The sequence below is a fragment of the Shinella sp. R2-11 genome (assembly GCF_055330205.1).
In genome coordinates this window covers 212,073-238,795 of record NZ_JBVAPC010000007.1, presented here as the reverse complement: position 1 = coordinate 238,795, position 26,723 = coordinate 212,073, and the positions used below count along the sequence as shown (strand labels likewise).

The 26,723-nt window shown below is 66.4% G+C and carries 27 protein-coding genes; 13 read left to right on the top strand and 14 right to left on the bottom strand.

Annotated features, from left to right (window positions below; genetic code table 11):
- The first annotated feature begins 22 nt into the window (after window positions 1-22).
- Window positions 23-1,261, top strand: coding sequence for an aminopeptidase (locus tag ACZ1A1_RS18595; protein ID WP_463621074.1), 1,239 nt, complete (start codon window positions 23-25; stop codon window positions 1,259-1,261).
- A gap of 105 nt (window positions 1,262-1,366) precedes the next feature.
- Here the strand turns inward: ACZ1A1_RS18595 and ACZ1A1_RS18590 are convergent, their stop codons facing one another.
- Window positions 1,367-2,266: an EamA family transporter gene (locus ACZ1A1_RS18590; RefSeq protein ID WP_463621073.1), complete on the bottom strand. Its 900-nt coding sequence runs from the start codon at window positions 2,264-2,266 to the stop codon at window positions 1,367-1,369.
- 83 nt (window positions 2,267-2,349) lie between these two features.
- On the opposite strand from ACZ1A1_RS18590, the gene ACZ1A1_RS18585 reads away from it, so the two are divergent.
- Entirely contained in the window at window positions 2,350-2,832 is a 483-nt protein-coding gene (locus ACZ1A1_RS18585; RefSeq protein ID WP_463621071.1) for a MarR family winged helix-turn-helix transcriptional regulator, read from the top strand.
- Between the two features lie 40 nt (window positions 2,833-2,872).
- On the opposite strand, the gene ACZ1A1_RS18580 is transcribed toward ACZ1A1_RS18585, so the two are convergent.
- From ACZ1A1_RS18580 to ACZ1A1_RS18570, 3 genes are all read right to left on the bottom strand, one after another.
- Complete coding sequence (locus ACZ1A1_RS18580; protein WP_463621070.1) at window positions 2,873-3,463, bottom strand: NAD(P)H-dependent oxidoreductase; 591 nt, start codon at window positions 3,461-3,463, stop codon at window positions 2,873-2,875.
- 7 nt (window positions 3,464-3,470) lie between these two features.
- Window positions 3,471-5,051: an exodeoxyribonuclease VII large subunit gene (xseA, locus tag ACZ1A1_RS18575; protein ID WP_463621069.1), complete on the bottom strand. Its 1,581-nt coding sequence runs from the start codon at window positions 5,049-5,051 to the stop codon at window positions 3,471-3,473.
- Between the two features lie 62 nt (window positions 5,052-5,113).
- A complete protein-coding gene (locus ACZ1A1_RS18570) occupies window positions 5,114-6,934 on the bottom strand; it encodes a hypothetical protein (protein ID WP_463621068.1) in 1,821 nt (606 codons plus the stop codon).
- A gap of 126 nt (window positions 6,935-7,060) precedes the next feature.
- Here ACZ1A1_RS18570 and ACZ1A1_RS18565 point away from each other — a divergent pair, with 126 nt between their 5' ends.
- A complete protein-coding gene (locus tag ACZ1A1_RS18565; RefSeq protein ID WP_463621066.1) occupies window positions 7,061-8,059 on the top strand; it encodes a glycosyltransferase in 999 nt (332 codons plus the stop codon).
- A complete protein-coding gene (locus tag ACZ1A1_RS18560) occupies window positions 8,056-8,445 on the top strand; it encodes a GtrA family protein (protein ID WP_415214205.1) in 390 nt (129 codons plus the stop codon). Before ACZ1A1_RS18565 ends, ACZ1A1_RS18560 begins: the two co-directional genes overlap by 4 nt.
- Here the strand turns inward: ACZ1A1_RS18560 and ACZ1A1_RS18555 are convergent.
- Window positions 8,403-9,203, bottom strand: a complete 801-nt coding sequence (locus ACZ1A1_RS18555; protein ID WP_463621065.1) for a helix-turn-helix domain-containing protein — start codon at window positions 9,201-9,203, stop codon at window positions 8,403-8,405. The two genes, ACZ1A1_RS18560 and ACZ1A1_RS18555, sit on opposite strands and share 43 nt — an antisense overlap.
- Window positions 9,204-9,328: 125 nt before the next feature.
- On the opposite strand from ACZ1A1_RS18555, the gene ACZ1A1_RS18550 reads away from it, so the two are divergent.
- The 4 genes from ACZ1A1_RS18550 to ACZ1A1_RS18535 all read left to right on the top strand — a co-directional run bounded on the left by ACZ1A1_RS18550 (window position 9,329) and on the right by ACZ1A1_RS18535 (window position 12,646).
- On the top strand, window positions 9,329-9,739 hold the full coding sequence (locus tag ACZ1A1_RS18550; RefSeq protein WP_463621064.1) for a hypothetical protein: 411 nt from the start codon (window positions 9,329-9,331) through the stop codon (window positions 9,737-9,739).
- 129 nt (window positions 9,740-9,868) lie between these two features.
- On the top strand, window positions 9,869-10,894 hold the full coding sequence (locus tag ACZ1A1_RS18545) for a histone deacetylase family protein (protein WP_463621063.1): 1,026 nt from the start codon (window positions 9,869-9,871) through the stop codon (window positions 10,892-10,894).
- Window positions 10,895-11,016: 122 nt separating this feature from the next.
- Complete coding sequence (locus ACZ1A1_RS18540) at window positions 11,017-11,892, top strand: EamA family transporter (RefSeq protein ID WP_463621062.1); 876 nt, start codon at window positions 11,017-11,019, stop codon at window positions 11,890-11,892.
- An 88-nt stretch (window positions 11,893-11,980) separates the two neighbouring features.
- Window positions 11,981-12,646: a YiaD family glycine zipper/OmpA-like lipoprotein gene (locus tag ACZ1A1_RS18535; protein WP_119257264.1), complete on the top strand. Its 666-nt coding sequence runs from the start codon at window positions 11,981-11,983 to the stop codon at window positions 12,644-12,646.
- A gap of 38 nt (window positions 12,647-12,684) precedes the next feature.
- Here ACZ1A1_RS18535 and ACZ1A1_RS18530 read toward each other — a convergent pair whose 3' ends face one another.
- The gene (locus ACZ1A1_RS18530; RefSeq protein WP_313195682.1) at window positions 12,685-13,509 is read right to left on the bottom strand and encodes a C40 family peptidase; all 825 of its coding nucleotides are present in this window, start codon (window positions 13,507-13,509) and stop codon (window positions 12,685-12,687) included.
- A 119-nt stretch (window positions 13,510-13,628) separates the two neighbouring features.
- Here ACZ1A1_RS18530 and mbfA point away from each other — a divergent pair, with 119 nt between their 5' ends.
- Entirely contained in the window at window positions 13,629-14,612 is a 984-nt protein-coding gene (gene mbfA, locus ACZ1A1_RS18525) for an iron exporter MbfA (protein WP_463621061.1), read from the top strand.
- Between the two features lie 338 nt (window positions 14,613-14,950).
- On the opposite strand, the gene pheT is transcribed toward mbfA, so the two are convergent.
- The 6 genes from pheT to infC all read right to left on the bottom strand — a co-directional run bounded on the left by pheT (window position 14,951) and on the right by infC (window position 20,779).
- A complete protein-coding gene (gene pheT / locus ACZ1A1_RS18520; RefSeq protein WP_463621060.1) occupies window positions 14,951-17,377 on the bottom strand; it encodes a phenylalanine--tRNA ligase subunit beta in 2,427 nt (808 codons plus the stop codon).
- Window positions 17,378-17,401: 24 nt separating this feature from the next.
- Window positions 17,402-18,487 carry a phenylalanine--tRNA ligase subunit alpha gene (pheS, locus tag ACZ1A1_RS18515; RefSeq protein ID WP_463621058.1) on the bottom strand — a complete coding sequence of 362 codons (1,086 nt, stop codon included), beginning with the start codon at window positions 18,485-18,487 and terminating at the stop codon, window positions 17,402-17,404.
- Window positions 18,480-19,343 (bottom strand): serine/threonine protein phosphatase, encoded by an 864-nt coding sequence (locus tag ACZ1A1_RS18510; RefSeq protein ID WP_463621057.1) that lies wholly within the window; start codon window positions 19,341-19,343, stop codon window positions 18,480-18,482. Before ACZ1A1_RS18510 ends, pheS begins: the two co-directional genes overlap by 8 nt.
- Before the next feature lie 85 nt (window positions 19,344-19,428).
- Window positions 19,429-19,833 carry a 50S ribosomal protein L20 gene (gene rplT, locus ACZ1A1_RS18505; protein WP_117367527.1) on the bottom strand — a complete coding sequence of 135 codons (405 nt, stop codon included), beginning with the start codon at window positions 19,831-19,833 and terminating at the stop codon, window positions 19,429-19,431.
- Between the two features lie 38 nt (window positions 19,834-19,871).
- Entirely contained in the window at window positions 19,872-20,075 is a 204-nt protein-coding gene (gene rpmI, locus ACZ1A1_RS18500) for a 50S ribosomal protein L35 (protein ID WP_415214214.1), read from the bottom strand.
- A 227-nt stretch (window positions 20,076-20,302) separates the two neighbouring features.
- A complete protein-coding gene (gene infC / locus ACZ1A1_RS18495; RefSeq protein ID WP_409530069.1) occupies window positions 20,303-20,779 on the bottom strand; it encodes a translation initiation factor IF-3 in 477 nt (158 codons plus the stop codon).
- Here infC and ACZ1A1_RS18490 point away from each other — a divergent pair.
- The 3 genes from ACZ1A1_RS18490 (at window position 20,732) to ACZ1A1_RS18480 (ending at window position 22,606) form a co-directional block, all read left to right on the top strand.
- Window positions 20,732-20,932, top strand: coding sequence for a hypothetical protein (locus ACZ1A1_RS18490; RefSeq protein WP_409530070.1), 201 nt, complete (start codon window positions 20,732-20,734; stop codon window positions 20,930-20,932). The genes infC and ACZ1A1_RS18490 overlap by 48 nt on opposite strands.
- A gap of 134 nt (window positions 20,933-21,066) precedes the next feature.
- Entirely contained in the window at window positions 21,067-21,879 is an 813-nt protein-coding gene (locus ACZ1A1_RS18485) for an alpha/beta hydrolase (RefSeq protein WP_463621131.1), read from the top strand.
- Window positions 21,880-21,991: 112 nt separating this feature from the next.
- Window positions 21,992-22,606: a transglutaminase-like cysteine peptidase gene (locus ACZ1A1_RS18480; protein ID WP_313195687.1), complete on the top strand. Its 615-nt coding sequence runs from the start codon at window positions 21,992-21,994 to the stop codon at window positions 22,604-22,606.
- Between the two features lie 246 nt (window positions 22,607-22,852).
- On the opposite strand, the gene lepA is transcribed toward ACZ1A1_RS18480, so the two are convergent.
- Window positions 22,853-24,685, bottom strand: coding sequence for a translation elongation factor 4 (lepA, locus tag ACZ1A1_RS18475; protein ID WP_463621055.1), 1,833 nt, complete (start codon window positions 24,683-24,685; stop codon window positions 22,853-22,855).
- Between the two features lie 61 nt (window positions 24,686-24,746).
- Window positions 24,747-25,994: an MFS transporter gene (locus ACZ1A1_RS18470; protein ID WP_463621054.1), complete on the bottom strand. Its 1,248-nt coding sequence runs from the start codon at window positions 25,992-25,994 to the stop codon at window positions 24,747-24,749.
- Between the two features lie 143 nt (window positions 25,995-26,137).
- Here ACZ1A1_RS18470 and ACZ1A1_RS18465 point away from each other — a divergent pair, with 143 nt between their 5' ends.
- Window positions 26,138-26,716 (top strand): helix-turn-helix domain-containing protein, encoded by a 579-nt coding sequence (locus tag ACZ1A1_RS18465; RefSeq protein WP_463621130.1) that lies wholly within the window; start codon window positions 26,138-26,140, stop codon window positions 26,714-26,716.
- The last annotated feature ends 7 nt before the right edge of the window (window positions 26,717-26,723 follow it).

The window sequence follows — 26,723 nt, the reverse complement described above, 5'->3', positions numbered from 1 at the left end:
CGATTCCAGAAAGCAGGCTGCCATGACCAATCCCTCCGTCGATCCGCAAAAGCTCGAAAAACTCGCCGAAGTCGCCGTGCGCGTCGGCCTCCAGCTCCAGAAGGGGCAGGACCTCGTGATGACCGCGCCCATCGCCGCGCTGCCGCTCGTCCGCCTCATCACCAAGCATGCCTATATCGCCGGTGCGGGCCTCGTCAGCACCTTCTATGCCGACGAGGAGGCGACGCTCGCCCGCTACCGCCATGCGCCGGACGAGAGCTTCGACCGCGCGACGGACTGGCTCTACGAGGGCATGGCCAAGGCCTATGCCAACGGCGCGGCGCGCCTCGCCATTGCCGGCGACAACCCGATGCTGCTTTCCGGCGAGGACCCGGCCAAGGTCGCCCGCGCCAACAAGGCCAATTCCACCGCCTACAAGCCGGCGCTGGAGAAGATCGCCAATTTCGACATCAACTGGAACATCGTCTCCTATCCGAACCCCTCCTGGGCCAGGCAGGTCTTCCCGAACGACCCGGAGAACGTGGCGGTCGAAAAGCTCGCCAACGCCATCTTCGCCGCCTCCCGCGTCGATGTCGCCGATCCGGTCGCCGCCTGGGCTGAGCACAATGCCAACCTCGCCAAGCGCTCGGCCTGGCTGAACGGCGAGCGTTTCTCGGCCCTGCACTTCCAGGGACCGGGTACGGACCTGACGGTCGGCCTTGCCGACGGCCACGAATGGCACGGCGGCGCCTCCACGGCGAAGAACGGCATCACCTGCAATCCCAACATCCCGACGGAAGAGGTCTTCACCACGCCCCATGCGCTGCGCGTCGAGGGCCATGTCTCCTCCACCAAGCCGCTCTCCCACCAGGGCACGCTGATCGACGATATCCGGGTGCGCTTCGAGGGCGGCCGCATTGTCGAGGCGAAGGCCTCGAAGGGCGAGGCGGTGCTGAACAAGGTGCTGGATACGGACGAGGGCGCGCGCCGGCTCGGCGAGGTGGCGCTGGTGCCGCATTCCTCGCCGATCTCGGCGAGCGGCATCCTCTTCTACAACACGCTGTTCGACGAGAACGCCTCCTGCCACATCGCGCTCGGCCAGTGCTATTCCAAATGCTTCCTCGATGGCGCAAGCCTGTCGCCCGATGAGATCTGCGCGCAGGGCGGCAATGAGAGTCTCATCCATATCGACTGGATGATCGGCTCCGACAAGGTGGACATCGACGGCATCCGTGCCGACGGTAGCCGCGTGTCCGTCATGCGCGCCGGCGAGTGGGCATAACGTCTCGCCTTTCTCTTCCGCCCTGCTCGGGCTCGCCCCGAGCATTCACCGTTGTCATCCTCGGCTCAAGGCCGGGGATGACAACGGCGGGTGGGGCAAAGGCCGTCAGCGAGCGGATACTTCACGCGATGGCACCGCTTGGGCGCGGCGGGCAGGGTCCGCCGCCTGCGCCCGCTGGCTGAGCCAGACGCTGCCTAGCACCACGACCATGCCGGCGATCTGCCAATGGCCGAGATCCTGCCCGAGCAGCGCCCAGCCCAGCACGACGGCGACGAGCGGGCTGAGGAAGCCGAGCGGCGAGACGGTCGCCGGATCGAGCCGCGAAAGGCCGCGGAACCAGACGATATAGGTGAGCGCCCCGCCGATGACGCCGAGATAGAGGAAGCCGATGAGGTTTTCCGCCGTCGGCATCGGCAGCGCCGGTTCGAGGAGCAGCGCGGCGGGCACCAGCAGCAGGCCGCCGGCGGTGAGTTGCCAGGCGGTGAAGGTCAGCGGCGGCACGGGCGGCTGCCAGTGGCGCGACAGCACGGTGCCGAGGGCCATGGAGACCGCGCCGGCAAGCCCGGCGGCGATGCCGACCGGGTCGAGCGCGGCGGCCGGCGTCAGCACCAGCAGCGCGACGCCGCCGATGCCGGCAAGGCCGGCGAGCACCGAGAGCGGCCGCACCGCCGTTCCCATGATGGCGCGGGACAGGCCGAGCACGATCAGCGGCTGGATGGCCCCGACCGTCGCGGCCACGCCGCCCGGCAGCCGATAGGCCGAGACGAAGAGCATCGCCCAGAAGACGGAAAAGTTCAGCGCGCCGAGCAGCACGGTGCGCGGCCACCAGATGCCCCTGGGCAATTGGCGCACGAGCAGCAGCAGGAGAAGCCCGGCCGGCAGGGCGCGCAGCATGGCGACGGTCAGCGGATAGCCGGCCGGCAGAAGCTCGGTCGTGACGATGTAGGTGCTGCCCCATACGGCGGGCGCGATGGCGGTGAGGAGGATATCGGAGGCGCGGGACATGGAATGTCTCCATTCAAAGAATCTTGAAGTCAAGATATATTGGTTTATCTTGACGTCAAGATAATCTCTGCTTTAGTCGAGCCATGGATCACGTCGACAGAATTCTCGAGCAATGGAAGCGCGAACGGCCGGACCTCGACGTCGCGCCGATGGGCCTCTTCGGCCGGCTGGCGCGGCTGCGCATCCATGTCGCCCGCGAGATCGAGAAGACGCTCCTGGCGCACGGGCTCAATTCAGCGAGCTTCGACGTGCTGGCGACGCTGCGCCGCTCCGGCCCGCCCTACAGGCTTTCGCCCGGCGATCTCATCGCGACCACCATGGTCAGCTCCGGCACCATGACCAACCGGCTCGACCAGCTTGAAAAGGCGGGCCTGATCGAACGCTCGCACAATCCGGACGACCGGCGCGGCGTCATCATCGCGCTGACGCCGAAGGGCTTTGCGCTGGTGGACGAGGCGGTGACGGCCCATGTCGGGAATGAGCACCGGTTGCTCGAGGGGCTGAGTCCTGAAGAGCGCGCGGCGCTGGATGAGTTGTTGCGGAAGTTCCTGAGGGAGTTCGAGTAATGAGCTGGGGAGCGCCTGATGCCGCAGCATGCGTTCGAGCTCATATCCGCTCGATGAGCCTTTCGACCCGCGCGAGATGCGCCTTGCGCTTTTCCTCGCCGATGCGGTCCATGTCGTGCAGGCTGACCAGCCTGAAATCGAGCCCCTTGGCGCAGAAGGCGGCGATGCCGCGTTTCAACAGGCGCTTCACGGGATTGCCCATGTAGAGATGCACCACCCACCAGGGCGAACCCGTCGTGGTGAAGGCCCAGAAGAGGCGGATATTGCCGAGCTTCGGCTGGATGCGCCCGCCGTCCGGATCGTTCTCGAAGGCGACGCCCGGCGCGAAGGCGCGGTCGAAGAAGCCCTTCAGGATGGCCGGGAAATTGAACCACCATTGCGGGAAGACGAGCACCAACCCCTCCGCCTGCTTCAGCCGGGAGATATAGGGCTCGGCCTCGGACGGATCGTAGTCCGGCTCGAAATAGCGCGAACGCTCGCTTTGACTTAGCCGCGGATCGAAGCCCTCGCGGTAGAGGTCGATGAGATCGACCGTATGGCCGTTCGCTTCGAGCTTCCTGCGCACCGTCCCGGCGACGCTTGCGGCGAAGCTTTCCTCCAGCGGATGGGCGAGCACGAGAAGAATGCGCATGGCGGCCTCAGAACAGCGAGCCCTGGCGCGGCGCGGGCTTTTCCGCCTCCGCCCTGGTCGGCTTCCGGCGCGGCGCGCCGCCGCCCGATCCGGTAACGGCGTCCACCGTGCCGTCGACGAACTCGATGGCGATGGCGCGGCCGGGGCCAAGCTCCGCCGCGCCCTTCACGGGTGCCCCCTCTTCGTCGCGCACCAGCGCGTAGCCGCGCTTCAGCACATTGCGGTAGGAGAGCGATTGCAGCATGCGGTCCTGCGCCGAAAGTAGGGCGCGACGCCGGGAAAGATCGCCGGAAAGCGCGCTTTCGGCCCTGAGCGCAAGGCCGTTCAGCCGGTCGCGGGCGCGTTCGGTCTGGGTCTTGATGCGGGCGGGCGTCGCGCGCAGCGATACGTCGAAGGCGGAGAGCCGGGCGCGCAGCTGGTCGAGCCGGCGCTCCACGATGCGCTCCGCCCTTTGCAGCCGCTCGGAAACGCGCTGGCGGCGCTCGGTGATGCGGGTGAGGAGCATGTCGGGCCGCAGATGGGCGGCGGTGCGCTCGAAGGCCCGGCGCTTGTTTACCGTGTTCATCTGGAGGCCCCGCCCGAGGCCGGCGGCCGCCTCGTCGAAGCGGCGGCGCGGCAGGGCGAGAAGCTGGTCGAGCGAGGGCAGCGCTCGGGCGAGCGCGCGGACGCCCTGCCGGCGGTTGTCCATCTGGCGGGCCGAGGCCGAGCGCAGCCGCGCGGCAAGCGAGGCGACCTGCGCATCGAGGTCGGCCTTCACCGGCACGGCCATTTCGGCCGCGCCCGTCGGCGTCGGCGCGCGCCGGTCGGCCGCATGGTCGATCAGCGTCCAGTCCGTCTCGTGGCCGACGGCGGAAATCAGCGGGATATTGGAGGCCGCCGCGGCGCGCACGACGATCTCGTCGTTGAAGCTCCAGAGGTCTTCGAGGCTGCCGCCGCCGCGCGCGACGATCAGCACGTCCGGCCGACGGATCGGGCCGAACGGGTCCAGCGTGTTGAAGCCCTCGATGGCCGCCGCCACCTCCTGCCCCGAGCCTTCGCCCTGCACCTTGACGGGCCAGATGACGACATGGACCGGGAACCGGTCGGCGATGCGGTGGAGGATGTCGCGGATGACCGCGCCGGTGGGCGAGGTGACGACGCCGATGACCCTCGGCAGGAAGGGCAGGGGCTTCTTGCGCTCGGCGTCGAAGAGCCCTTCGGCGGCAAGCTTGCGGCGGCGCTCTTCCAGCAGCGCCATCAGCGCGCCGGCGCCGGCCGGCTCCAGCGTCTCGATGACGATCTGGTATTTCGAGGAGCCGGGGAAGGTGGTGATCTTGCCGGTGGCGATCACCTCCATGCCCTCTTCCGGCTTGAAGCGCAGGCGCGAGAAACTGCCCTTCCAGATCACCGCGTCGATGCGCGCCCGGTCGTCCTTCAGCGAGAAATAGGCATGGCCCGAGGAATGCGGGCCGCGATAGCCGGAAATCTCGCCGCGCACCCGCACCTGGTCGAAGGCTTGCTCGACGGTGCGCTTGATGGAGCCGGAAAGCTCCGACACCGAATATTCGGCAAGGTTGCTGGGCGAATCGTTTTCGGAAAAGAAGCTCATGGCGGCAAGTGTAGTGCGTTTTCCCGCCGATGGCACGGCAGGGCGCGCCGGCATCCCCAGCCCTATTCCGGCCGGACCCGATAGAGCTGCAAGGCGGCGTTTTGCGTGCCCGCGACCGGCTCCAGATAGGCCGGCACCCTGCCCTTGAGGAGATCGGCGTAAAGGCCGCCGGGCTCCGCTTCGGCGATGTCGCGGGTCTGCGTATCGTCGCCGCAGAAGGCGAGCAGCGTGACATGCGCGCCGCGCAGGAAGGCTTCCGCCTGGTGCGAGTTGGAAAGACCGATATGCAGTTCCGTCAGCATGCCGCCCTGGTTGCGGTGATAGGGCGCGGAAAGAACGCGGTGGCCGGTGTAGCGCAGGATCGGCGAACCGAGATTGGAGGCGCCGGCCACAACGCCGACGGGCTCGGCGGCGAGCGGGGCGATCGATGCCTCGGCGGTGCAGGAGGGGCGCTCGGCGGCGGTGCTCGATAGCCCGGCGCGCAGCGTATCCTGCGAGCGGCCGGGCAGCAGCGCGCCGGCCAGTGCCCAGCTTGCGGGCACGGAGGCGAGCGTCATGGCGATGAAGGCGAGCCCGAGCTTGAGGTTCTTCGGGGCGGCGTTGGAGGCTTTCCTGAGATCGGCGATGGCAAGGCCGAGCGGCAGGGCCGAGAGCATGTTGGAGAAGATCGCGCCGCGGATCTGGATCAGTGAGACGGCGAAGGCGACCGCCAGCAGGCCGAGGACGACGAGATGCCCCTCGGCGGCTTCCTTCCGCCGGATGCGCCAGAGGCAGACCAGCATGGCGAGAAGGCCGGGCGCATAGAAGCTGCCGACCGATCCCGGATCGAGCCTGAACTGCGCGACGGCCGATTGCGCCTCGATGACGCCGGAGAGCCAGAAGGTCTTCAACAGCGGATCGAGCGTGTCGAGCGGGTTGGCAAGGCAGCCGGGCGCGATGATCAGCACCGAGGCCGCAAGGATCGCGCCGGCACCCGCAAGCGCCGCAAGCCGCCCGCCGAACGACCGGCCGCTGGCGAGCGAGGCCACCAGGAACAGCACGCCGCCGCCGAGCGTCGCCAGCGCATAGAAGCCGTAGGAGAGGCTGTCGCAGGTCACCTGTGTGTATCGCGCGGGCGCAACCGTCGCGAAGAAGGCGAAGGTGATGGTCAGCGCCAGCGACAGGCCGAAGGCGGCCGCCGCCTCGCGGAAGGCCTGCCCGAACCACACCCAGCGCAGCGCGACGACAAGGCAGACGGCGCCGATCAGCGGTGTCGTCTCCGCGCCGATGGCGATGGCAAGGCCCGCAAGCAGGCCGGCCACCGCATGGTCGCGCGCCCGTCTGCCGGGGTCGAGCAGCATGGCCGCGATAGAGGCGATAAGCGCGAGCTGGACATTGTGATGGTCGATGGCGCCCGGCTGGAAGCGGTTGAGCGCGACGACGAAGACGGTGGTCAGCACCAGCGTCGCATGCATGGCGGCCTTGCCGCCGAGCCGGTAGCCCGCAAGCCCCATGCCGAACAGCACCGGCACGACGAGGAATGTCGGCCAGACGGCGAGCGCGATGGCCTCGGCCTGCCGCGCATCGGTGAACAGCGAGAAGAAGCTGATGAGATTGGCGATCGGCAGGTCGATGAAGCGCGACCAGTGCATCAGCGTGCCGCCCGCAAGGCCGAGGCGGTATTGCGTCGTGTCGAACCAGCTCTGGCCGGCCAGCAGGTCGCGCACCACGACGAGCCGCATCGTGTCGTCGTTGTCGGAGCCGACATAGTCCGTGGCGAAGGGGAGCGAAACGAGAAGCAGGAGGGCAATCGCCACGAGCGCATAGAGGGCGAGCACCTGCAGCGTCATGCCCTGACGCGGCGCGGATGTGCCCGCTGGTGCGAGCGGGAGAGCCGCAGGCATGGTTTTCGACACGGGAAGCCCTTTCCGACGCCATGGGAAGCCTGCCGAAACCTAGCCTTAACCTTCTCAAGAAATAGTAAAACCTGAGGTCGCATGAGCCGGCCTGCCTTGGGAGATCGCGCCGCCATGACGCATGCCTTGCTGGAAGACCTCGATATCGCCGTGCTGCTGCCCTGCTACAACGAGGCGCAGACGATAGGCGAGGTCGTGACCGGGTTCCGCGCCGCGCTGCCGACGGCCCGCATCTATGTCTACGACAACAATTCCACCGATTCGACGGCGCTGCGCGCCGCGCTGGCCGGCGCGACGGTGGTGCGCGAGCGCCGCCAGGGCAAGGGCAATGTGGTGCGCCGCATGTTCTCCGACATCGATGCGGATATCTATGTCATGGCCGACGGCGACGGCACCTATGCCGCCCCGGATGCGCCGGAGCTCATCCGCACGCTGATCACCGAGGGCGCCGACATGGTCGTCGGCACGCGCCGCGGCGTGCATGCCGATGCCGGCCGCCAGGGCCACGCCTTCGGCAACCGCATCTTCAACACGCTCTACCGCTCGCTCTTCGGCAACGATTTCTCCGATATCTTCTCGGGCTACCGCGTCTTCTCGCGCCGCTTCGCCAAGAGCTTCCCAGCCGTTTCCGGCGGCTTCGAGATCGAGACGGAAATGTCGGTGCATGCCTCGCGCCTGCGCCTGCCGGTCGCCGAGCTGGAGCTCGACTACGGCCGCCGCCCGGACGGCTCGCATTCCAAGCTCTCCACCTTCCGCGACGGCGCTAAGATCCTCTGGATGTTCGCCATGCTGATGAAGGAGACGCGCCCCTTCACCTTCTTCGGCGCGATCAGCGGCGGCTTCATGGGCCTCAGCCTCGTCTTCATGGCGCCCGTCCTCGCCGCCTATTTCCGCACCGGCCTCGTCGACCGCATGCCGACCTGGGTCTTCTCGCTGGTGCTCATGATGATCTCCTTCCTCGTCTTCTCCGCCGGCATGATCCTCGATTCGCTCGCCCGCGCCCGGGCCGAGCAGTTGCGCATCCACTACATGAACCTGCCCGCCGGCCATACCGGCCATCGCCGCCGCGCCCGCCCGGCCGAAGAGACGCCGGCGCATTCGCGCGCGGCATGAGGCGCGTCCTCGCCTTCGCCGTCGTCGGCGGGGTCGGCTTTCTGGTCGATGCCGGCGTTCTGGCGCTGCTTCTGAGGGCAACGCCGCTCGGGCCGTTCGGCGCGCGCATCCTCGCCATCGCGGCGGCCATGCTCGTCACCTTCTGGCTGAACCGCAGCTTCACCTTCGGCCGCAGCGACCGGGGGCTGGCAGTGGAAGGCACGCGCTATGGCGGGGTTGGCATCAGCGCCGCCCTCCTCAACTATGCGGTCTATTCGGCGATCCTTCTGGCCTTCCCGGCGCTCTGGCCGGTGCTTGCCGTCGCCATCGCGTCCATCGTGGCAATGGTCTGGTCCTTCCTCGGCTATTCCCGCTTCGTCTTCGGCGCCTCCGCCGCCTCGAAGTGAGCCCGCGTCTCGGCATCGGCCGGAAAGAAGCTCTCGATCAGCACGCCCTGCACCAGCGCATCCTGCGCCGAGCCGAAGGAGGTGAGCGTGGTGATCCAGTTGAAGCGCTTTACGCCGATCTTCATCTCGATGGGCAGGACCGGCAGCCGCTCGCTTTCCGGAAAGGCTTCCAGCGCCGCGCGGATTTCTTCCGCCGCCGCCAGCCGCTCGATGCGTTTTGAAAGCGGGCTGCGCGGCCCCTGCAGCCAGGCCTCGGCGCGGATGCGGTGGACGAGATCGGCGACCGACTGCGCCCAGTTGACGATTATGGAGCGCAGCGGCGTCGCGCCGAGATAGGCGTCGAGGAAATTGTCGCCCGGCGAAACCGTAATCCCTGCCATGCCGGCAAGGCCGAGAAAGGCCTGGTTCGCCGTCAGCACATTGTATTCATGGTCGAAGACGACGCCCGGATAGGGATCGTGGCGGGCGAGGATGAGGCCGATGGCCTCGGCCACTGCCGGTGGAAAGGCCGAAAGGCTGGCCGCCGGCGCGGTGGTAAAGCGCGGCCGGAAGCCGGCCGCGGAGAAGAGCAGGCCCTGGTCGCGCGCCGGAATGTCGAGCACGGCGGAAAGCCGCAGGATCATGCCCTCCGAGGGGCGCGAGCGGCCGGTCTCCAGGAAGGAGAGGTGGCGGGCCGAAATGCCCGCCTCGCTCGCCAGCTCCAATTGGCTGAGGCGCCGGTGGCTGCGCCATTCCCTGAGATGTTCGCCGAATTCCATGTCCGCCTCCATGCCTGTTTGCAATAGACAGGAGGGGCAGCGGAATTTCCATTACCTCCAAGGTAATTGGTTTGCCTCCCTCGCCGCGACAGGATGGGTCCCATCGACAACGAAAGGAGCCCATCATGTTCGCAGCCCTCAACCGCAATCTCCTGAAATCCGTCATGCTCGCCGACGGCGTCTTCTCTCTCGCCGCGGGCATCGCCCTCTTCCTCTTCGCCGGCCCGATCGGCGGCCTCGTCGGCCCGCATGCGACGTTCGCCGTCCTCACCGGCCTTGCCGCCTTCTTCGTCCTCTGGGGCGCCTTCCACCTCGCGGTCGGCCGGCAGGACCGGCCGTCACCCGCCGCCGTGCGCGTTGCCGTCACGGGGGATGCCCTCTGGGTCCTCGGCAGCATCGCCGTTCTCCTGCTTGCCCGCGGCGGCCTGACGCTGGCGGGCATGGGTGTCATCGCGGTTGCCGCCGTCGCGGTCGCCGATATCCTGCTCCTCAAGGAGATCGGCCTTGCCCGTCAGCAGCGCGCCGCCGTCGCCTGATCCCGACCGGGCCGCACCCTTCGCTCCGCCGCCCGCGGGGCGAAGGGTCCCTTCCTACCCCGCGGGAGAGATTTCCCTTCCGGAAAAAATGCACTACCGTCGCGCCGAATGAAAACCGGGGAGCCCTTCATGCGCGTCATCTTTTCCGAGGACCACAAGCTCAGGAACGCTCGCAGCGAGCTTTACGGCGGCGAACTGGTGCCGCCCTTCGAGGCGCCGTTCCGGGCCGAATGGATCCTCGCCGCGGTCAAGGATGCCGGCTTCACCGACATCGCCGCGCCCGACCAATACGGTCTGGAAACCGCGCTGAAGGTGCATGACGCCGGCTATCTTTCCTTCCTCGAAACCGCCTGGGACCAGTGGAAGGCCGCCGGCTACAGGGGCGAGGCCATCGCCACGTCCTTCCCCGTGCGCCGCACCTCGCCGCGCATTCCGACCCAGATCGACGGCCTGCTCGGCTATTATTGCAACGCCTCCGAGACGGCGATCTCGCCCGGCACCTGGGAAGCGGCGCTTTCCTCCATGCGCACGGCATTGACGGCGGCCGATATCGTCGCAGATGGCGCGAAGGCGGCTTTCGCGCTCTGCCGCCCGCCAGGCCACCATGCCGGCATCGACAGCTTCGGCGGCTACTGCTTCATCAACAACGCCGCGGTCGCCGCCCAGCGCCTCCTCGACAAGGGCGCGAGGAAGGTCGCGATCCTCGACGTCGACTTCCACCACGGCAACGGCACGCAGGATATCTTCTACGAGCGCGGCGACGTCTATTTCGCCTCGCTGCACGGCGATCCGGCCGAGGCCTTCCCGCATTTCCTCGGCTATGCGGAGGAGACCGGCAAGGGCGCGGGCGCGGGCACGACGCAGAACTATCCCATGGCGCCCGGAACGTCCTATTCCGTCTGGGAGGCGGCGCTTCTCGATGCCCTGAAGCGCATCGCCGCCTTCGGCGCTGAGGCCATCGTCCTCTCGCTCGGCGTCGATACGTTCGAAAAGGACCCGATCTCCTTCTTCAAGCTCACCTCGCCGGACTATGTGATGATGGGCCGGGCGGTCGCGGCGAGCGGCGTGCCGGTGCTCGTCGTCATGGAGGGCGGCTACGGCGTGCCGGAGATCGGCCTCAACGTCGCCAATACGCTGAAGGGCGTGGCGGGCTGAGCCCCATCAATTTTTCTGAAGCAAGCCGTCACGAATATCGATTTGCCGGATGGCAGGCCCTCCGATAGAGCAACGTCTGCAAACATGCCCCGTGCGGAAAGCGCGGGGCCGGGAGGGTCTTTATGGCGGATCAGCAGGTAGTGCCGCGCGCCGGCAATGCGGGGCTTCTTTCGGGCGTCCTGCTCTGTCTTGCCTCCATGTCGAGCATCCAGTTCGGTTCGGCTTTTTCCGCGGCGGCGATTTCCGCCTACGGGCCGTCCACCACCACCTTCTTCCGCCTCGTCATGGCGGCGCTCGTGCTGGCGCTGATCGTGCGCCCGCCGGTGCGCTCCTACAGCCGCGGGCAATGGCTGAGCGCGCTATCGCTCGGCGCCACCATGGCGGCGATGACGCTCTGCTTCTTCGCCGCCATCGACCGCATCCCGCTTGGCCTTACCGTGGCGATCGAGTTCCTCGGCCCGCTCGCCGTCGCCACCTGGTCGCTCGGCGGAGGCTGGCGGCTGCTCTGGCCGCTCGCGGCCTTTGCCGGCGTCGTGCTCCTGTCCCATGACGGCGCGGGCTGGATCGGCGATCCCGCCGGCGTGCTCCTCGCCTGCGGCGCGGGCATCGGCTGGGGCACCTATATCGTCCTCATGAAGAAGACGGGCAGGATGTTCCGGGGGCTGGAAGGCCTTTCGATGTCGCTGCTGGTCGCCGCCGTCGTCGCCGCTCCCTTCGGCCTGCCGCGGGCCGCCGAGGCGTTCAACCCCGAAGGGCTCGGCATGATGCTCGGCCTTGCCATCCTCGTGCCGCTGCTTCCCTATGCGCTGGAGATGATCGCGCTGCGCCGCATGCCGACATCGGCCTTCGGCATCCTGATGAGCCTCGAGCCGGCGCTCGGGGCGCTTGCCGGCTTCCTCGTCCTCGGCCAGCCGATGACGCCCTTCCAGATGCTCGGAACGGCCCTCGTCGTTGCGGCAAGCGCCGGGGTGACGTCGGGTGAAGAGAGCGAAAACTAGGGGAAAGGCCGGGCGGAAGGGTCTCTTTCATGTTCCTGCCGCAATCGCTAGGTTGAAGCAGAATCATCGAAACCTCCGGGGACCTTCAATGTACAAGAAATGCGCGATTGTCGCGGTTGCCGCGGCCTTTCTTTCTGCCTGCACGACGACCGATCCCTATACGGGCGAACAGAAGGTCTCCAACACGGCCGGCGGCGCGGCCATCGGTGCGGGCATGGGCGCGGTCGCCGGCCTCCTCATCGGCAACAATCCCGTCCAGCGCCGCAACGCGGCCCTGATCGGCGCCGGCGTCGGCGCGCTCGCCGGCGGTGCCATCGGCAATTATATGGACAATCAGGAAGCCGAGCTGCGCGCGCAGCTCCAGGGCACCGGCGTCTCGGTCACGCGTAACGGCGACCGCATCATCCTCAACATGCCCTCGAACATCACCTTTGCGACCGACCAGGACCGGGTGATCCCGCCCTTCTACGAGACGCTCGATTCCGTCGCCATCGTGCTGCGCAAGTTCGACAAGACGCTGATCGACGTGGACGGCCACACCGACTCGGTCGGCAATGCCGGCTACAACCAGGATCTTTCGGAGCGCCGCGCCAACTCGGTCGCCAATTACCTTGCCTCGCGCGGCATCGACCCGCGGCGCATGTCGGCGATGGGCTACGGCCTGGAACGCCCGATCGCCTCCAATGCTTCGGAAGCCGGCCGCGCGCAGAACCGCCGCGTCGAGATTTCCATCTCGCCGCTGCGTCAGGGATAAGCCCCCGCCACATTACTGCAAATCTTCGAAGGGCCGTTCTACGGCCCTTCTCTGTCAGGGCCCCATTCCAGCCGCTTGTAGTCGAAGCCGTATTTGAGCGTCGGCTTGACGATCTCGAAATAGGGCGAGAGGTCGAAGTCGCGCGGCGTGTAGAGCGAATGGTGGCGGATGTGCAGGATCTCCTGCCGCGAATAGGTCGAGGTCGCCGCCGCGTGGCCGGGCGCGCGCGTCACGTCCGGCAGGATCGGGTAGCGGATCGCCTCGAAGGCTTCCGCGATCAGCGTCGAGCAGATCGCCCGCGTCGGATCGCCCGAGCCGAAGGCGATCATGCGCCGCCGCCAGCGCACCGGAATGGGCGGCGTCGGCAGGAAATAGCGCAGCATGTCCGTGATGTTCTTCATGTCGTATTTCAGGCCGAGCCGCGAGATCATGAAGGCGATCAGCGTATCCCGGTCCTCCGGCGTCAGGCCGATGGGGCGGCAGATGCGCGTGTTGTAGGTGCGGTACTTGGTGAGCGGCACGGCGACGCACCCCTCGCCGAGATTGACCTCGACGAGCTGCGGCCGCTCGGTGGCCGGCAGGGCCGCCTGGTCCAGCGTCAGCGGCACCGCGTCGCCCACGAAGAGCGCGGCATGGGACCAGGTCGACTGCGTGAGATACTTGATCGCCGCCGAGACCTTCTGGTTGCCCTCCACCAACAGGATATCGCCGGGCCGCAGCGTGCGCGCCAGCGTCTCGGGATCGGAGGGCGTATAGGGCTCGTAGCCGGATGTCTGGCTTTGCAGCCGGTCGGCGATCAGGCGGCCGAGACGGTCGAGCAGCGTGTCGCGGCTTGTGGAAAGCGGCTTCAATGCACCGGTCACGTCTCGTCCCTTACTGTCTCTGCGAAGGCCAATCTAGCCGCATGCATCGCACCCTGTCGAGGTTGACCGGGCCACTCTTTCTCCTATATTTAGAATAATTCTAAACTGGATGATCGCAGATGTTCTCCCGCCTCCTCCGCTCCGGCAAGCGCAGCCTCGAATCGCTCGGCGAGCAGGAAATCCTCGCCCTCGCCATCTCCTCCGAGGAGGATGACGGCCGCATCTATCTCGCCTATGCGGATGCGCTGCGGGATGCCTATCCCAATTCCGCCCGCATCTTCGAGGAGATGGCGGAGGAGGAGAGCCATCACCGCCAGATGCTGATCGACCGCCATATCGAGCGCTTCGGCGATCGCATTCCGCTGGTCCGGCGCGAACATGTCCGCGATTTCCCGGAGCGGAAGCCCGACTGGCTGATCCGCAACATGCCGCTCGACAGGATCCGCGAGCAGGCCGAGGCCATGGAGGAGGCGGCGCACCGCTTCTATCTGACCGCCGCCGCGCGCACGCAGGACGCGCCGACGCGCAAGCTGCTCGGCGATCTGGCGCTGGCGGAGAAGTCGCACGAATCGCTCGCCCACCGGCTCGGCGAGGAGCATACGCCCGTCGATGTGAAGGCGGAGGAGGACCAGACGGCGCGGCGGCAATTCGTGCTGACCTATGTGCAGCCCGGCCTTGCCGGCCTGATGGACGGCTCGGTCTCGACGCTCGCGCCGATCTTCGCCGCCGCCTTCGCCACGCAGAATACCTGGCAGACCTTCCTCGTCGGCCTCTCGGCGTCGGTGGGCGCGGGTATCTCCATGGGCTTCACGGAAGCCGCCCATGACGACGGCAAGCTCTCCGGCCGCGGCTCGCCGGTGAAACGCGGCCTCGCCTCGGGCATCATGACGGCGCTCGGCGGCCTCGGCCACGCGCTGCCCTATCTCATCCCGAATTTCATGCTGGCGACGACCATCGCCGTCGTCGTCGTCTTCATCGAGCTCTGGGCCATCGCCTTCATCCAGAACCGCTACATGGAAACGCCGTTCTTCCGCGCTGTGCTGCAGGTCGTGCTCGGCGGCGGCCTCGTGCTGGCGGCTGGGGTGCTGATCGGCAACGCGTGAGGGGAGGGTGTTCTAGCGCCGCGTCGGGCGGTTCATGTCCCGCACCACCCAGCGGAAGAAGACATAGACGCCGACACCCATGAAGGCGACCGGCAGGAGATTAGCAGCAGTATCCATTTCGACCTCGATATCCTCCCAAGGAGGGAATTAAGGTCGCATTAACCAATCTGCAATGCGGGAAACGGTGACAAACCGTTCACAAAACGGGGAGAGTGGGGCCCGCTCCGGCATAGGCACGACCTCACCCCACCCGCCAACGTCATCGTCGGGCTTGACGGAGGAGAGGTCGTGGCTCGATAGCAGTGAGGCGGGGCGTCACCGCCCCGTTCTCGTTTTCATCATGCCCGCAGCGTGCCGCCGGTGGTCTTCACCACATTGCCGACGATCTTGGCCGTCACGGCCTCGAAGTCCTCGTCGGTCAGCGTCTTGTCGGTCGGCTGGAAGACGACCTCGATGGCGACGGACTTCTTGCCCTCGCCGACCGATGCTCCCTCGAACACGTCGAAGACGTTGACGGCCGCAATCAGCTTGCGGTCGGCGCCGGTGGCCGCGCGCATGATGGCGCCGGCTTCCACCGTCCTGTCGACCACGAAGGCGAAGTCGCGCTTCACCGCCTGGAAGGGCGAGAGGTCGAGCGCCGGCTTGGTGCGGGTCGCCTTCTTCTTCGGCTCCGGCATGGCATCGACGAAAATTTCGAAGCCGCAAAGCGCGCCGGAAACGTCGAGTGCGCCGAGTGCCTTCGGGTGGAACTCGCCGAAAGTGCCGAGAACGGTCTTCGGGCCCATCTTGATCGTGCCGGAACGGCCCGGATGGTACCAGGAGGGCGCGCCCGGCTCGATCTGCACATTGCCCATCGGCAGGCCGCAGGCCTCGATCACGGCGAGCGCATCGGCCTTGGCGTCATAGACGTCGACCGGCTTGCCGCCGCCCTTGGCCGCGTTCGACCAGAGACGGCCGGAGCCCGAAAGCGAGGCCGTGCCGCGGCGAACGCCGCCGGCAACGCGGCGCTGGCCTTCCGGCCTGTCGTTCTCATAGGTGCCGGAGACCTCGAAGAGCGCGACGTCGCCATAGCCCTTGTCGGCATTGCGCTGGGCGGCCGCCAGCAGGCCGGGCAGCAGCGAGGGGCGCATGTCGGACATGTCGGCCGCGATCGGGTTCGACAGCGCCAGCGCGGCCGCGCCGCCGCCGAAGAGCTCGGCATGCGCCTTAGGGATGAAGGACCAGGTGACGGCCTCCATCATGCCGCGCGCGGCGAGCGCGCGCTTGGCAAGGCGCGTGCGGATCTGCAGCGTGGTGAGGATGCGGCCGTTGACGGTGCCGTGGCTTTCCAGCGGCGACGGCTTGATGTTGTCGACGCCGTGGATGCGCATGATCTCCTCGACGAGGTCCGCCTTGCCGTCCACGTCCGGCCGCCAGGAGGGAACCGCGACGGAGACGCGCTCGCCCGAGCCCGTGACCGTGAAGCCGAGGCGGGTCAGGATATTGGCGCTTTCGGCTTCCGAGACGTCGAGGCCCGTCAGGCGCTTGACCTCGGAGAACGGGAAATCGACCACCTTGGCTGTATAGCCCTTGTAGCCGACGACGTCGGTCTTCGCGGGCACGCCCCCGCAAAGTTCCAGCACCAGTTCCGTCGCGCGTTCGAGGCCTGGCACCATGTATTCCGGGTCCACGCCGCGTTCGAAGCGGTAGCGCGCATCGGTGATGATGCCGTGCGAGCGGCCGGTCTTGGCGATGTTCATCGGGTCCCACAGCGCCGATTCGATCAGCACGTCGACCGTGTTCTCGTCGCAGCCCGAATGCTCGCCGCCCATGATGCCGCCGATGGATTCCACGCCGTTATCGTCGGCGATGACGACGTTGGACGGGTTCAGCGTGTATTCCCGCGTATCGAGCGCCAGCACCGTCTCGCCCTCGGCCGCGCGGCGCACGACGAGGTCGCCCTTCACCTTGGCTGCGTCGAAGACGTGCAACGGACGGCCCTGGTCGAAGGTCATATAGTTGGTGATGTCGACGAGCGCGTTGATCGGACGAAGGCCGATGGCGAGAAGCCGCTGCTGCATCCAGCGGGGGCTGGGGCCGTTCCTGACGCCGCGCACGAGGCGGAGCGCGAAGCCCGGGCAGAGATGATCGTCGCCGCCAAGCTCCAGCTTCACCTTGACCGGCGTTTCGCCTTCCACCTTGAAGGACGGCGCCTTCGGGGTCTTCAGCGTGCCGAGGCCGGAGGCAGCGAGATCGCGGGCGATGCCGTAGATGCTCGTGCAGTCGGGGCGGTTCGGCGTCAGGTTGATCTCTATGACCGGATCGTCGAGGCCGGCATAGGCGGCATAGCTCGTGCCCACGGGCGCATCGGCCGGCAGGTCGATGATGCCGTCGTGGTTGTCGGAGATTTCCAGTTCCTTCTCCGAGCACATCATGCCGCGGCTCTCGATGCCGCGGATGGTGCCGACGGCGAGCGTCACGTCGATGCCGGGCACATAGGTGCCGGGTGCGGCAAACGCGCCGACGAGGCCGGCGCGCGCATTCGGCGCGCCGCAGACGACCTGGACCGGGTCGCCCTTGCCGGTATCGACCATCAGCACGCGCAGCTTGTCGGCGTTCGGATGCTGTTCGGCGGAAACCACCCTGGCGATGACGAAGGGCCTGAAGGCCGCCTTGTCGTCGACGTCTTCCACTTCGAGGCCGATCGCCGTCAGCTTCGCGCAGATTTCCTCCAGCGAGGCGTCGGTGTCGAGGTGATCCTTCAGCCAGGAGAGCGTGAATTTCATGACAAATTTCTCCTTGGATGCCGGTTACGCGCTGAGGCCGCCGAACAGGGTCGGCATGTCGAGCGGGCGGAAGCCGTAGTGGCTGAGCCAGCGGACGTCGGCGTTGAAGAAGTCGCGCAGGTCCGGCATGCCGTATTTCAGCATGGCGATGCGGTCGAGGCCCATGCCCCAGGCAAAGCCCTGGTATTCGTCCGGGTCGAGACCGCCGGCGCGCAGCACGTTCGGATGGACCATGCCGCAGCCGAGGATTTCCATCCAGTCCGTGCCCTCGCCGAACTTGACGATCGGGCCGGACGAGCGGTCGCACTGGATGTCGACCTCGAAGGACGGCTCGGTGAAGGGGAAGAAGGACGGGCGGAAGCGCATGGTGACGCTGTCGACCTCGAAGAAGGCCTTGCAGAACTCTTCCAGCACCCAGCGCATGTTGGCGACATTCGCGGTCTTGTCGACCACGAGGCCTTCCACCTGATGGAACATCGGCGAATGGGTCGCGTCACTGTCCTGCCGGTAGGTTTTTCCCGGGATGATGATGCGGATCGGCGGCTTCTGCGCTTCCATGGTGCGCACCTGCACGGGTGAGGTGTGCGTGCGCAGCACCTTGCGCTCGCCGTTCTCGTCGGCGGGGAAGAAGAACGTGTCGTGCATCTCGCGGGCCGGGTGGCCCTCCGGGAAGTTCAGCGCCGTGAAGTTGTAGTAGTCCGTCTCGACGTCGGGGCCTTCGGCAATCGAGAAGCCCATGTCACCGAAGATCGCGGTGATCTCGTCGACGATCTGGCTGATCGGATGAATGCGGCCGCGCTCGGCCGGCGAGGAGCGCACCGGCAGGCTGACATCGACGGTCTCGGCCGCAAGGCGGGCCTCGATGGCGGCGTCGCGCAGCGCGCTCTTGCGCTCGGTGATGGCGTCGGTGACGCGCGTCTTCAGCGCGTTGATCGCCGCGCCGCGCGTCTGGCGCTCTTCCGGCGACATGGTGCCGAGCGTCTTCAGGAGTTCCGAGACGGAGCCTTTCTTGCCGAGCGCACCGACGCGCACGGCTTCGATCGCCGCCTCGTCGGAGGCCGCTGCAACGTCGGAAAGGAGCTGCTGTTCCAAAGTATCGAGTTCAGTCATCTTTACCTGCTTTGCTTGCGTCGGCCGGGCGGGGAGAGAGAAGAACCCCCTGCAGATAGCGGGTTGCGGCGAGGAAGCGTCGCAGATCACTACCCATGTGCACGCGCCCGATCAATCGGGTGAGCCACAAAAACTTGCCGAGGAACCGGAGCATCTCCTTCAGCTCCGTCTCGGCGCCGGGGGGTGCGGCGGCGCGCCAGGCCGCATAGGCCCTTCCGGCGGTTTCCGCGCCGAAGGCCGCGCGGTCGACAAGCTGGAGGAAGAGCAGCCAGAGGTCGCGCGCCTGGGCCGTTGCCAGCGGCATGGCGGCCTCCGGCTCCTCCTCGAAATCCATGAAGCCGATGCGGTTCCCGGCAAGGAAGAAGTCGCGCGGATGCGGCCTTCCGTGGCAGAGGCCCCTGCCGTGCAGCGCGCCGAGTTCGGCCGCGCAGGCGACGAGCAGGTCGTCATGGGCGGCGGGATCGGCCTTGCGCAGCGCGGCAAGGCGCGCGACCACCGTCGGTGCGACATCGGAAAGCACGAGCGCGCTGCCGGAGGCATAGAGCACCCGCGGCACGGGCACGCCCTTCCCGGCGAAGGTCTCGATGCGGCGGACCTCGCGGTCGATCATGCCCTTGCTGTCGAGATAGGGCGCGGGGCGCAGGAAGGGCTGGCGAAGAAGCGCGGCGAGCGCACCCTGCGCCTTGGTCCAGACCGGCGGGCGCTCCGTGCCGTAGCGCTTGATCCAGACGGCGCCGAAGGACATCTCCACGCGCTCGACGCGGCGCGCGCCGCGGGCAAGGGTCACGAGAAGCGTCTCGATATCCTTGGCGGTCGCATCCGGGATCGTGTCGAGCTGGGTCGGCCTGCCGTCCATGGTTCCTTCCGAAATCAAACAAAAACCCGCACCGGTTCCCCGGCGCGGGTTTCACAACGAAGCGAAGATTTGTTGTGAGCGCCGGTTAGTTGACGGCGGTCTCAAACTCGTTCTTCGTGCCGGCGTCCTTGAGGTATTCCAGAGCCTTCTTGGCGGCTGCGACGAGCGCGCCGAAAGCTTCGGTCTCATGGATCGCCATGTCCGAAAGCACCTTGCGGTCGACTTCGATGCCAGCCTTGTTGAGGCCGTCGATGAAACGGCCGTAGGTCAGGCCGTGCTCGCGGACGGCAGCGTTGATGCGCTGGATCCAGAGAGCGCGGAAGTTGCGCTTGTTGACCTTGCGGTCGCGGTAGGCGAACTGCTTGGAACGATCAACCGCTGCCTTGGCGGCGCGGATGGTGTTCTTGCGGCGGCCGTAGAAACCCTTGGCTGCCTTCAGCGTCTTCTTGTGCTTGGCGTGGGAAGTTACGCCGCGTTTTACACGTGCCATGTCATGATCTCCTTAACGTATCAATTGCGCGAGAAGTCTCAGAGACCGTTCGGCAGGTAGTTCTTGATGACCTTCTTGCCATCGGGCTCGGCCAGCACCATGGTGCCGCGCGCGTCGCGAATGAACTTGTTGGTACGCTTGATCATGCCGTGGCGCTTGCCGGCAGCGGCAGCGACGACCTTGCCGGATGCGGTGATCTTGAACCGCTTCTTGGCAGACGACTTCGTCTTCATCTTGGGCATTTTGCTACTCCATTCTTCTTGAATTCGAGAGGTGCTGACGAAGGCGCCTCTCCAGCGTAAAGAACGGCCACGGCATGCCCTGCCGGACCGTTCGGACGGCGGCTTGTAACCGATGTCCCCGAAAAGCGCAACCGGATTCCGCGGAAAGCGGCGATTCCGGCCGGAAATGGAAAAGCCGCCCCGAAAGGCGGCTTGATCCGTTTGGCGCAAAGCGCCTGGAGAGGCGCTCACCTCGGAGCGAGCACCATCATCATCTGGCGGCCCTCGAGCTTCGGCTCGGCTTCGACCTTGGCGATGGTCAGGGTATCTTCCTTGACCTGCAGAAGAAGCTTCATGCCGAGTTCCTGGTGGGCCATTTCGCGGCCGCGGAACTTCAGCGTTACCTTCACCTTGTCGCCTTCTTCGAAGAAGCGGTTCATGGCCTTCATCTTCACCTCATAGTCATGGGTGTCGATGTTCGGGCGCATCTTGATTTCCTTGATCTCGACGATCTTCTGCTTCTTGCGCGCTTCGGCCGCCTTCTTCTGGTTGGCGTATTTCAGCTTGCCGAGGTCAAGGATCTTGCAGACGGGCGGCTCGGAGTTCGGTGCGATCTCCACGAGGTCGAGGCCCGCTTCTTCGGCCATGCGAAGTGCCTGATCGGTGGGGACGATACCGTGGTTCTGGCCTTCGGCATCGATGAGCTGGACGCGGGGAATCCGGATTTCCCTGTTGGAACGCGGGCCGTCTTTGACGGGGGCTTCCGCTTTGAATGGTCTGCGAATGGTCGTGTTCTCCTCGAACTGTTTCGACTGGATATGATCTGCGCGTCGACCGGCCGGCTGCCCGCCTCGCGGCGTCTGTCGGCAATGTGTTGATCGCGCTTGCGAAGTCAATAGCATGCCGCGCGGAAAAAATCACCACCTGTCCTTGCGCGTGCGAATCTGGTCTAGCTCCTGGCAAGAGACTGGCGGGCGGGCGGCAACGCTCTGGGCAGGAGATAGGTATGACGATGACGGACGACAACCAGACTGCGGCGGATTTCATCGAGGTCGGAACGGGGAGCGAGGGGCGGCGGATCGCGATCGCGCTCCAGCCGCAGGCGCCCGGCAACGCGCTCGCCCATTTCGTCTGGCTCGGCGGCTACCGCTCCGACATGAGCGGCACCAAGGCGGTGGAGCTCGCCGGCCTTGCCGCCCGCCTCGGCACGGCCTGCGTGCGGTTCGACTATTCCGGCCACGGCGCCTCGGGCGGCGCCTTCACCGACGGCACCATTTCGCGCTGGCTGGAGGAGGCGCTCGCCGTCATCGACCATGCGGTAAAGACGCTCGGCTCGCGCCGCCTCGTGCTCGTCGGCTCCTCCATGGGCGGCTGGATCGCGCTACGCGCCGTCGCCGAACTTGCTGCGCGCCAGGATATCGAGGTCGCCGGCCTCGTCCTCATCGCCCCGGCGCCGGACTTCACCTCGGAGCTCATCGAGCCGAACCTGACGGAAGCCGAGCGCACGGCCCTTGCCGAGCGCGGCCAGTTCGAGGAGCCGACGCCCTACGGCCCCGACCCGAACATCTATACGCTGAAGCTCATCGAGGACGGGCGAAAGAACCGCGTGCTCGACGGCGTCATCGAGACCGGCTGCCCCGTGCACATCCTGCAGGGCATGGCCGATCCGGACGTGCCCCATGCCCATGCCGTGCGCCTGATGGAGCACCTTTCCGGCGACGACGTGGTGCTGACGATGATCCGCGACGGCGACCACCGCCTGTCGCGCCCGCAGGACATCGCCAAGATCCTGGACGCCGCGGACGTCCTCGCCCGCGGCGACTGAGCACGGGCCCGGCCGATGCGTATTTTAACCATAATGCAGCATCGCCAATTCTGATGATTGACGAGACGGCCTTCTCACCGTTAACTCTTTGTTAACGATTAGGGGACGTTTCATGGCACGAATGATTGGTGCGAAGGCTGGGGCTGCAGCGGTTCTCGCTCTCCTCGTTTCTTCTTCCTCGGCTTTCACGGCACCGGCATCGGCGCTCTCCATGAAGACGGGCGGCGTGACCTCGCAGCCCATCGGTCACTACGAATTCTGCCAGACCCACAAGTCCGAATGCCGCCCCGGCGCGCGCACCGCGCCCGCCAAGGTGACGGAATTCGGCTGGTCGGTGGTCCGCGAGATCAATGCCCGCGTCAACCGCGACATCACCCCGATGACGGACAAGGAACTCTACGGCAAGGACGAGCTGTGGGCCTATCCGGACAATGCCGGCGACTGCGAGGACTTCGTGCTCCTCAAGCGCAGGATGCTGATGCAGAAGGGCTTTGCCGCCGGCGATCTCCTGATCACCGTCGTGCGTAAGCCGGATGGCGAGGGCCATGCCGTGCTGACCCTGCGCACCGCCCAGGGCGACTACATCCTCGACAACCTCAACAACGAGGTGAAGCTCTGGACGAAGACGCCCTACCGCTACCTCAAGCGCCAGGCCTCATTCCACGCCGGCCGCTGGGTCTCGATCGAAAACGGCGACGCCGTCATGGTGTCCTCGGTCGGCCAGTAAGCGGGTCGCATCACGGATATGAAAAGGCCGCGGAGCGATCCGCGGCCTTTGTGTTTTGATGACCCTGCGCGCCCGCTGCCGTCATCCTCGGCCTTGTGCCGAGGATTTGCCAATGCGCCGAAAAATTGAACCGTTGCAGATGCTCGGGACAGGCCCGAGCATGACGGCGGAGAGGTATTCGACCCTTAAAGCAAAAAGGCCGCGGATCGCTCCACGGCCTTCGTCAACTGCAACAGGGAAGTATCTCTATTCATCGCCCATCTTGAGCGCCGCGATGAAGGCCTCCTGCGGGATCTCCACCTTGCCGAACTGGCGCATGCGCTTCTTGCCGGCCTTCTGCTTGTCGAGCAGCTTGCGCTTGCGGGTGGCGTCGCCCCCGTAGCACTTGGCCGTCACGTCCTTGCGCAGCGCCGAGATGGTCTCGCGGGCGATCACGTTGCCGCCGATGGCGGCCTGGATCGGGATCTTGAACATGTGCTTGGGGATCAGCTCCTTGAGCTTCTCGCACATGTCGCGGCCGCGCTTTTCGGCGGCCATGCGGTGCACCATCATGGAAAGCGCGTCGACCGGCTCGCCGTTCACCAGGATCGACATCTTTACGAGATGTCCTTCCTTGTGGTCGGTGATCTGGTAGTCGAAGGAGGCGTAGCCCTTGGAGATCGACTTCAGGCGGTCGTAGAAGTCGAAGACGACTTCGTTGAGCGGCAGGTCGTAGGTCAGCATGGCGCGTGTGCCGACATAGGTGAGTTCCACCTGGATGCCGCGGCGGTCCTGGCAGAGCTTCAGGATGCCGCCGAGATAATCGTCCGGCGTCAGGATCGTCGCGCGGATCCAGGGCTCGTGGATTTCCGAGATCTTCACGACGTCGGGCATGTCGGCCGGGTTGTGCAGCTCGCGCATCGAACCGTCGGTCATGTAGAGCTGATAGACGACCGACGGCGCGGTCGCGATCAGGTCGAGGTCGAATTCGCGCTCCAGGCGCTCCTGGATGATCTCGAGATGCAGGAGGCCGAGGAAGCCGCAGCGGAAGCCGAAGCCGAGGGCCGCCGAGCTTTCCATTTCGAACGAGAAGGAGGCGTCGTTGAGGCGCAGCTTGCCCATCGCCGAGCGCAGGTCCTCGAAATCGGCCGCATCGACCGGGAAGAGGCCGCAGAAGACGACCGGCTGGGCCGGCTTGAAGCCGGGCAGGGCCTTGGCGGTCGGGCGCTTGTCCTCGGTGATGGTGTCGCCGACGCGGGTATCGGCCACTTCCTTGATCGAGGCGGTGATGAAGCCGATCTCGCCCGGACCGAGCGAATCCATCGCGACCATCTTCGGTGTCAGCACGCCGACGCGCTCGACGGTGTATTTCGCATCCGTGCCCATCATGCGCACGGTCTGGCCCTTGGAGAGCCGGCCCTCGATGACGCGCACGAGAACCATCACGCCGAGATAGGTATCGTACCAGCTGTCGACCAGCAGCGCCTTCAGCGGGGCCTTCTCGCCGCCCTCGCTCTTCGGCGCGGGCAGGCGCTTGACGATGGCTTCCAGCACGTCGGGAATGCCGAGGCCCGTCTTGGCCGAGATGAGCACGGCGTCGGAGGCGTCGATGCCGATCACTTCCTCGATCTGTTCCTTGATGCGGTCCGGTTCGGCCGCCGGCAGGTCGATCTTGTTGAGGACGGTGACCAGTTCGTGGTTGTTGTCGATCGCCTGGTAGACGTTGGCGAGCGTCTGGGCTTCCACGCCCTGGGAAGCGTCGACGACCAGCAGCGAACCCTCGCAGGCCGACAGCGAGCGCGAGACCTCGTAGGCGAAGTCGACATGGCCGGGCGTGTCGATGAGGTTCAGCACATAGGTCTCGCCGTCGTTCGCCTTGTAGTGCAGACGCACCGTCTGGGCCTTGATGGTGATGCCGCGCTCGCGCTCGATCTCCATGTTGTCGAGGACCTGTTCCGACATCTCGCGGTCGGCAAGGCCGCCGGTCGACTGGATCAGCCGGTCGGCCAGCGTCGACTTGCCGTGGTCGATATGGGCCACGATCGAGAAATTGCGGATATGGTCGAGGGGCGTCGAATTATTGGTGCTCATGCGCGCCATATAGCAGCGAGCAGGATTCCCGCAAAGCGGTAAATGAAGGGTTTCGGCTCGGCAAGCGCCGCTATTCCGGGGCTTTCTCGCCTTCCACCAGCGCACCGGCATTCGGCACCTGCGCGCTCAGCAGCTCGAAATTTTCCCGCGCCTCGAGCGGCACCGTCTCGCGCAGCCTCAGCCGCTGGGCGACGAAGGCGGCATAGGCGAGCGCGACGCCCATCGCGGCATAGATGAAGGTCTGCGGGCCGAAGACCGGCGTCAGCGCCGTCACCCCGAGCGGAACAAGGGTCGCCGAGGTCGACCAGGCGACGAGCAGTGTCGAGGCGAGCGGCACGAAATCCTCCGGATCCGTGCGGTCGTTGGCATGGGCATTGGCGATGGAATAGACGCTCTCGACCGCGCCGGCCCAGAGCGCGAAGACGATCATCAGCAGGACGAAGGCGCTGAACGAGACGAAGAGCGCGGCGATGGCAGCGCCTGTTATCAGCAGGCAGGTGGCGATCAGCACGACGCGCCGGTCGATCCGGTCGGAAAGCGTGCCGAGCGGATATTGCACGAAGATCAGGCCGAACTGCATGACGAACATCAGCAGCGCCACGTCGGCCTGCCCGACATTGTTGGTGGCGGCATAGATCGGCGTGAAGCCCTGCACGACCATGGAAAGCCCGCCGGAGGCGAGCACGCCGATGAGCGCGACCGGCGAATTGCGCCAGGCCATGGAGAAATCGAGGCTGACGCGGGCGGGCGCCGGCGGTGTCGGCAGCCGGGTGAGGCCGATCGGCAGCAGCGCGACGGTGGTCACGAAGATGGTGACGAGCGGGGCGAGGTTGCCGTCGGCCGGCATGCGGCCGAAGATCCAGGCGCCGACGCCGAGCCCCAGCACATAGGTCATGTAGAAGAAGGACATGGCCTTGCCGCGCCAGCGGTTGTCCGCCGCATGGTTCAGCCAGCTCTGGGCGATGATGAAGTTGCAGTTGCCGGCGATGCCGTAGATGCCGCGCGCCAGCACCCAGACGAGCGGATGCATGCCGAGCGCGACGAGGAAGGCGGCGATGATGACGAGCGCCAGCGAGCAGGAGAAGGCGCGCGCATGGCCGACGCGGCGGATGACCGGCCCCGCGATGACGCAGCCGATCAGCCCGCCGAAGGCGATGGCGGTGACGGCCGCGCCGGGCGTCCACGACGGCGCGCCGGCATGCGACAGCACATAGGGCACATAGGCGAGCATGATGCCGTTGCCGATGGCGACGAAGGTCATGGAAACGACGATGGCGGTGATGGAGAAGAGCGACGATGCCCGCTGTGTCCCGCCCATGATCCGTCCCCCTTCGCCTTGCGCGGCGCCACCATAGCGAAACCGCCGATGTCGCATTGTCGCCGGAGCGGCATGGCGGGGAATTATTTTGCGATGGGATGATGCGTGTTGACTCCATTATAAAGGAGAAATATTCCATGATAATGGAAAACGGTATCGATCCCCTCGAAAGCGCCATCGGCGACCGGCTGCGGCTGCTCAGAACGGCGCGCAACCAGACCCTCGACGACCTTGCGGCCGCCTCGGGCGTCAGCCGCGCCATGATCTCGCGCATCGAGCGCGGCGAGGCGAGCCCGACGGCGCAGCTCCTCTCGCGGCTCTGCGCCGCGCTGGACCTCACGCTCTCCGCCTTCTTCGCCTTTTCCGGGACCGAGGGCGATCCGCTGTCGCGGCGCGAGGCGCAGACCGTCTGGCGCGATCCGGAAACCGGCTACCAGCGCCGCGCCGTCTCTCCGCCCGACACCGCCGCGCGCGTCGATGTCGTGGAGGTCGAGTTCCCTGCCGGCGCGCGCATCGCCTATCCGCCGGAAACCGGCCGGGCCGGCATGACGCAGCATGTCTGGCTGTTTTCCGGCACGCTGCGCATGACGGTCGGCGGAACCGTGCACGACCTTCGCCCCGGCGACTGCCTCTATATGAGCATCACCGAGGGCCATGTCTTCGAAAATCCCGGCGACACGCCGGCCCGTTATGCCGTGGTGCTGGACCGCGGCCGTTCCTGAGAGGACA

Excerpts from the sequence above, each read along its gene's own strand:
- ACZ1A1_RS18595 (WP_463621074.1), top strand. The coding sequence starts at position 23 with ATGACCAATCCCTCCGTCGATCCGCAAAAGCTCGAAAAACTCGCCGAA.
- ACZ1A1_RS18590 (WP_463621073.1), bottom strand. The coding sequence starts at position 2,266 with ATGTCCCGCGCCTCCGATATCCTCCTCACCGCCATCGCGCCCGCCGTA.
- ACZ1A1_RS18585 (WP_463621071.1), top strand. The coding sequence starts at position 2,350 with ATGGATCACGTCGACAGAATTCTCGAGCAATGGAAGCGCGAACGGCCG.
- ACZ1A1_RS18580 (WP_463621070.1), bottom strand. The coding sequence starts at position 3,463 with ATGCGCATTCTTCTCGTGCTCGCCCATCCGCTGGAGGAAAGCTTCGCC.
- xseA (WP_463621069.1), bottom strand. The coding sequence starts at position 5,051 with ATGAGCTTCTTTTCCGAAAACGATTCGCCCAGCAACCTTGCCGAATAT.
- ACZ1A1_RS18570 (WP_463621068.1), bottom strand. The coding sequence starts at position 6,934 with ATGCCTGCGGCTCTCCCGCTCGCACCAGCGGGCACATCCGCGCCGCGT.
- ACZ1A1_RS18565 (WP_463621066.1), top strand. The coding sequence starts at position 7,061 with ATGACGCATGCCTTGCTGGAAGACCTCGATATCGCCGTGCTGCTGCCC.
- ACZ1A1_RS18560 (WP_415214205.1), top strand. The coding sequence starts at position 8,056 with ATGAGGCGCGTCCTCGCCTTCGCCGTCGTCGGCGGGGTCGGCTTTCTG.
- ACZ1A1_RS18555 (WP_463621065.1), bottom strand. The coding sequence starts at position 9,203 with ATGGAATTCGGCGAACATCTCAGGGAATGGCGCAGCCACCGGCGCCTC.
- ACZ1A1_RS18550 (WP_463621064.1), top strand. The coding sequence starts at position 9,329 with ATGTTCGCAGCCCTCAACCGCAATCTCCTGAAATCCGTCATGCTCGCC.
- ACZ1A1_RS18545 (WP_463621063.1), top strand. The coding sequence starts at position 9,869 with ATGCGCGTCATCTTTTCCGAGGACCACAAGCTCAGGAACGCTCGCAGC.
- ACZ1A1_RS18540 (WP_463621062.1), top strand. The coding sequence starts at position 11,017 with ATGGCGGATCAGCAGGTAGTGCCGCGCGCCGGCAATGCGGGGCTTCTT.
- ACZ1A1_RS18535 (WP_119257264.1), top strand. The coding sequence starts at position 11,981 with ATGTACAAGAAATGCGCGATTGTCGCGGTTGCCGCGGCCTTTCTTTCT.
- mbfA (WP_463621061.1), top strand. The coding sequence starts at position 13,629 with ATGTTCTCCCGCCTCCTCCGCTCCGGCAAGCGCAGCCTCGAATCGCTC.
- pheT (WP_463621060.1), bottom strand. The coding sequence starts at position 17,377 with ATGAAATTCACGCTCTCCTGGCTGAAGGATCACCTCGACACCGACGCC.
- pheS (WP_463621058.1), bottom strand. The coding sequence starts at position 18,487 with ATGACTGAACTCGATACTTTGGAACAGCAGCTCCTTTCCGACGTTGCA.
- ACZ1A1_RS18510 (WP_463621057.1), bottom strand. The coding sequence starts at position 19,343 with ATGGACGGCAGGCCGACCCAGCTCGACACGATCCCGGATGCGACCGCC.
- rplT (WP_117367527.1), bottom strand. The coding sequence starts at position 19,833 with ATGGCACGTGTAAAACGCGGCGTAACTTCCCACGCCAAGCACAAGAAG.
- rpmI (WP_415214214.1), bottom strand. The coding sequence starts at position 20,075 with ATGCCCAAGATGAAGACGAAGTCGTCTGCCAAGAAGCGGTTCAAGATC.
- ACZ1A1_RS18485 (WP_463621131.1), top strand. The coding sequence starts at position 21,067 with ATGACGGACGACAACCAGACTGCGGCGGATTTCATCGAGGTCGGAACG.
- ACZ1A1_RS18480 (WP_313195687.1), top strand. The coding sequence starts at position 21,992 with ATGGCACGAATGATTGGTGCGAAGGCTGGGGCTGCAGCGGTTCTCGCT.
- lepA (WP_463621055.1), bottom strand. The coding sequence starts at position 24,685 with ATGGCGCGCATGAGCACCAATAATTCGACGCCCCTCGACCATATCCGC.
- ACZ1A1_RS18470 (WP_463621054.1), bottom strand. The coding sequence starts at position 25,994 with ATGGGCGGGACACAGCGGGCATCGTCGCTCTTCTCCATCACCGCCATC.
- ACZ1A1_RS18465 (WP_463621130.1), top strand. The coding sequence starts at position 26,138 with ATGGAAAACGGTATCGATCCCCTCGAAAGCGCCATCGGCGACCGGCTG.